Genomic DNA, 5,036 nt, shown 5'->3' on the forward strand with positions numbered 1-5,036 from the left:
GTCGATCGCGGCCAGAGGCCGCTCCCACAACTGCATGCGCTCTGTGGGAGCGGCATCCCTGCCGCGACTTCGCCTGCAGCGCTGTCGATCGCGGCCAGAGGCCGCTCCCACGACTGCATGCGGCCTTGGGAGCGGCATCAGTGCCGCGGAATGCGTGGGTTGTACAACCGGCGCTCGATGCCGAGGCGGATGTCGCGCATGGTGAGCCGGCGGGTTCGGCGGCGGCTCTGCACGCGGGCGGCCTCTGCCAGGTCCCAGCGCTGCTTGACCAGCTCCACCAGCTTGTCTTTCAGCTCCGGTCGGGCGTCGACGATGGTGCGCACACAATCCAGGTCCACGCGGATCAGGGTCACATCGCTGCGTGCAATGAACTCCTCGAAGCTCGGCTCCGTCGTCAGCATGGCCGTGAGGCCGAAGTAGCTGCCGGGACCGAGCGTCTCCAACTCCTTGCGGTTGCCGTCGGGCAAGAGCACGGTGCTGTCCACGAGCCCGCCGGCGATGACGTATAGGGCGTCGCTGACAGCCCCCTCCGCCAGCAGCACATGGCCGGCATTAAAGTATCGGTACTCGCTGCGGGCAGCAATCTGCGCAAGCTCGTCATCGGTAAGGTCGCCGGCGAACTCCAGCGACTGCAGCGCCAGCGCCAGTGTCGGCGGCTCTGCGCTCGAGATGTGCGCGCGACGGGTACGCATCTCCTGCACCTGCGGCGCTACCTCGATGCCCGACTCCAGCAAGGACTTGTGGATCTCGCGGAAGAGCTCTTCGCGGGCGCGGAACATGGCCGGATACTCGCGCAGGTGCACCCAGACCATGTAGCTGTAGGGCAGACTGCCGCCCTCAGCGAGCCGCACCACGGGCGGCGGCAGCTTGAGCACGCTGTCGCAGCGCATGGCGGCCTGCAGCAACAGCTCCGTGGCATAGCGCGGGTCCACGTCCGCCGGCAGCTTGACGAAGTACCAGGGCGCGTAGACGTGGCTCTCGCCATGCAGGTTCTTGAAGCTCTGGCTCGCGAGGTTGGAGTTCGGCACCACCAGGGTGGCGTTGTCCCAGCCACGCAGGCGCGTCGCGCGCCAGTTCATGTCCACCACCTCGCCGACGCGGCCGTCCGGCAGCTCCAGCCAGTCGCCGATGCGAAAGGGCCGCTCGACGCCCATCGCGATGCCGGAAAAGAGGTCGCCCAAGGTCCGTTGCAGCGCCAAGCCGAGCACCGCCGCTGCAACACCGGTGGAAACCCAGACGCCGGACAGGGAGTACCCGCGCTGGTTCATGAAGAGGCCGAGGCCCACCAGCATCAGCAGGATGTAGATCAGGCCGACAATGAGCTGGGGCACGCGCTCGCGACGCCGCTCTTCGGCGCGGAGCAGCAACTGCACCTCCACCAGCCGTGCCAGAGCCCAGCCCGCGGCCAGATAGGCCGCGAGCGCGGTCAGCCACTTGATGGAAGCGTCCAGCGCCGGGATGCCGACAACCCGATTCGCAAGCCGCAGCAGCGCGCCGGCAACGATCCAGCTGAACGGCAGCACAAAGACGTCGAACGCCGCGGTGATGCGCGGAAAGTGGTCGAACAGCGGACGCTCGCCGACCACCCGAGTGCCGATCCGCCAGAGCAGAAAGAGCGCCAGAGCCGCCAGCAGCAACTGCCAATAACTGGACGTGAGATCGTCCATGAAGCGAAGCACGAGCGTAGTGGTTGTAGCCGCAGGGGTCTCCATGGGGCGCTCGGTCATCGACGCGGGCGGCGCGCCCGGATAGCCGCGCAGTATAGCCCTGAAGGCACGTGCGGCACCCGGCTGCAACCCAGAACCAGCGGAGCGCCGCCACCCCCACGCGCCAGCCAACCAGGCGCAACGCCCGGACTCAGGGCCTCATCCATGCACCAGATTGCTGCGTCCGCGCAACAAGTAACGTTGCAATCACGCGACATCGTGTGTATTTTTACTTCTGTAGTGGCGAAAAGATTACATACGTCGCTGCCTCACAACAGGCAAACCACCGACAGCAGGTGCCCTATGTCTCTCAACGCACATAGCCAGCACGCGGCCAGCCGCCGCGCACCACACACCCGCCACAGCGCCCTCGCCATTTCCATCGCCGCCGTCCTTCCACTGCTGGGAGCCCCCGGCATCGGCACAGCCAGCACCGCGGCCCTGGAACGGCGCATCGCCGAGCTCGAAGCCGAGCTGGACCAAGCCCGCCAGGAGCTCGTCGAGGCGAAAGAGGAGACTGAGGCCGCGTATACCCAGGCCGCCGAGGCTGAGGAGAAGCTCGCCGACGAGGGCCCGGCCCCCGCAGACAAGATCACCTTTGGCCCGCTCACCATCGGCGGTGCACTGCGAGCCAACTATGTGCTCGGCAGCTACCCGGGCCGCGGCAGCGGACCGTCACGCGGCGGCAACGGCGGGGACTTCGAGCTCGAGACCTTCCGTATCAACATGGACCTCAAGTACGAGAACCTAATCGGCAAGCTGGAGTACCGCTGGTACAGCGGCTACAACTTCCTGCACACCGGCTGGCTCGGCTGGGAGTTCGACGACGGCAGCCAGATCCAAGTGGGCCAGAACCGCGTGCCCTTCGGCCCGGGCCCCTACGGCGTCTCTCAGAGCTGGTTCTTCGACCAGCACTTCTACGTCGGTCTCGCCGACGATATGGACCTGGGCATCAAGTACATCACCAGCGTCGGCGACTGGGACCTCGACTTCGCCTACTACAACCGCGCCCAGTGGGACGGCAACGGCACCAGCCTGGACAGCACGCGCTACGACTACGACATCGTGCCCTGGACCACGTCCGTCGCCCCGGACGGCGCCGTCACTTACGGCGGCACGCCCAACGGCTGGGAAGAGCGCAATCAGCTCAACTTCCGCGCCATCTACAACCTGGACGACATCGCCGTGCCGACGGAAATCGGTACCTCGCTGCAGTGGGGCCAGCTCAAGGGCCGGCGCAACGACGACGGCGAGCAATGGGCCGCGTCCATCCACATGAAGAACAGCTGGAACAACTGGCTGCTGGCCACGCAGCTGACCCGCTACAAGATCGATGTAGACGACAACCCCTGGCTGAACACAGATCAGCTGGTGCCCATGGGCGGCTACGACTTCGCCTGGCCGGTGGCCACCGACGCCTGGATCCCGGCAGTGTCGTTGAGCTACCTGTGGGAGACCAACCAGATTCCGTGGCTGGATTCGGTGCGCCCATACGTGGAGTACAGCAACATCGTCAAGCAGGACAGCGACTTCAACGACAGTCAGCTGGTGATGCTCGGCGCGGCCTGGGCCCGCGGCGGCTGGTACATCTACACAGACCTGGCGTTCTCAGACGGTAACTTCTTCGTCGGCAACGAAACGAGCGACGGCACGCCCGAGGGATACAGCAACATCTTCGACCCGATCCTCGGCGCGGGCGACTTCGGCGTGAACGCCAACGACCACTGGAACTACCGCTTCAACATCAACTTCGGCTACTACTTCTGACGGAAGGGCTTAGGGCTGAGGGCTGCGGTTCGGGGACATGCCTGCCGCAGGCCCCGGCCCTCGGGCCGCTCCCCGCAAGGAACCCGGCTCCCTCTCCCTCTTGCCCTGCCCCCTCGTCGGCGTCCCTGCTGGTGGACCGCGCCCCCGCGTCGCTGGTTCCTTGTGTTGTGTTTAGAACCCTAATTGTTTCCCGCCTGGCCCGTCGCCGTGCCCTGGCCCGGCCGGTCGACATCGGACACGCGGCGTCGGCGGCAACCTGCATGGCACCCGACGCAATGGCCTCCGCTGCGTGCTGCCGCCGCCATTTACCGGAGCGCATCCCCGACGTACAGGATGCGAGCAAACGCTATGGCTGACAAAGTCGTCGTCGAGCACCTGTACAAGGTCTTCGGCGATCATCCGCAGGAAGCACTGCGCCTGTTGGAACAGGGCGTGGACAAAGACAAGATCTTCGAGCGCACGGGACAGACCGTCGGCGTCTGCGACGCGAGCTTTTCGATTCAAAAAGGCGAAATTTTCGTCATCATGGGCTTATCCGGCTCCGGCAAGTCCACCCTGGTACGCCTGCTGAACCGGCTCATCGAGCCGAGCGCCGGCAAGGTCATTGTGGACGGCCGCGACATCGCCGCCATGAGCGACGATGAGCTGATGGAGCTCAGGCGCCGCGACATGAGCATGGTGTTCCAGAGCTTCGCGCTGATGCCGCATCTTACTGTCGGCCAGAACGCGGCCTTTGGCCTGGAGCTGGCAGGTGTTCCCCCGGCGGAGCGCGAGGAGCGGGCCGTCACCGCGCTGGACCAGGTGGGCCTCAAGGCCCACATCGACAGCTACCCGGACGAGCTCTCCGGCGGCATGCAGCAGCGTGTGGGTCTGGCCCGCGCATTGGCCAACGACCCGTCCGTCATGCTGATGGACGAGGCCTTCTCCGCGCTGGACCCACTCATCCGCAGCGAAATGCAGGACGAGCTGCTGAAGCTTCAGGAAAACAGCGAGCGCACCATCGTCTTCATCTCCCACGACCTCGACGAGGCCATGCGCATTGGCGATCGCATCGCCATCATGGAGGGCGGCCGCGTGGTGCAGGTGGGCACCCCGGACGACATCCTGAACAACCCCGCCGACGATTACGTGCGCTCCTTCTTCCGCGGCGTCGACGTGGCGACGGTGTTCAAGGCCGGCGACATCGCCCGCAAAACCCAGGTGACAGTCATCGAGCGCCAGGACGACGGCATCCGTGCGGCACTCTCCCGGCTGCGCGAGCACGACCGAGAGTTTGGCTATGTCGTGGATAAGGGCCAGCACTTCCACGGCGTGGTGTCGCTGGACTCCCTGCAGCACGAGCTGCGCGAGGCCGAGCCCAAGCTGCATCACGCCTTTCTCGGCGAGGTGCCGGCGCTGTCCGCAGACACGCCCGTGAGCGATCTGCTCGGCACCGTCGCCGCCACCGCCTGCGGCGTACCGGTGGTGGACGAGCAGAACCGTTACCAGGGCGTCATCACCAAGGCGTGCTTGTTGGAGACGCTGGATCGGGATACGGGGTGAGAGTGCGGAGTGCGGAGTGCG

Annotated in this window: 3 protein-coding genes; 2 read left to right on the forward strand and 1 reads right to left on the reverse strand. The window is 65.9% G+C overall.

Translation table 11 applies throughout. The features are described 5' to 3' along the window. Positions 1-137: 137 nt before the first annotated feature. Positions 138-1,727 carry a mechanosensitive ion channel family protein gene (locus I6U14_RS09950; RefSeq protein WP_296898925.1) on the reverse strand — a complete coding sequence of 530 codons (1,590 nt, stop codon included), beginning with the start codon at positions 1,725-1,727 and terminating at the stop codon, positions 138-140. A 282-nt stretch (positions 1,728-2,009) separates the two neighbouring features. Here I6U14_RS09950 and I6U14_RS09955 point away from each other — a divergent pair, with 282 nt between their 5' ends. Both I6U14_RS09955 and proV read left to right on the forward strand, forming a co-directional pair. Then, positions 2,010-3,473 carry a hypothetical protein gene (locus tag I6U14_RS09955; protein ID WP_296898926.1) on the forward strand — a complete coding sequence of 488 codons (1,464 nt, stop codon included), beginning with the start codon at positions 2,010-2,012 and terminating at the stop codon, positions 3,471-3,473. Positions 3,474-3,821: 348 nt separating this feature from the next. Beyond that, positions 3,822-5,015, forward strand: coding sequence for a glycine betaine/L-proline ABC transporter ATP-binding protein ProV (gene proV / locus I6U14_RS09960; RefSeq protein ID WP_296898928.1), 1,194 nt, complete (start codon positions 3,822-3,824; stop codon positions 5,013-5,015). Positions 5,016-5,036: the final 21 nt, after the last annotated feature.

This window comes from Thiohalocapsa sp., assembly GCF_019695415.1.
Taxonomy (GTDB): domain Bacteria; phylum Pseudomonadota; class Gammaproteobacteria; order Chromatiales; family Chromatiaceae; genus Thiohalocapsa.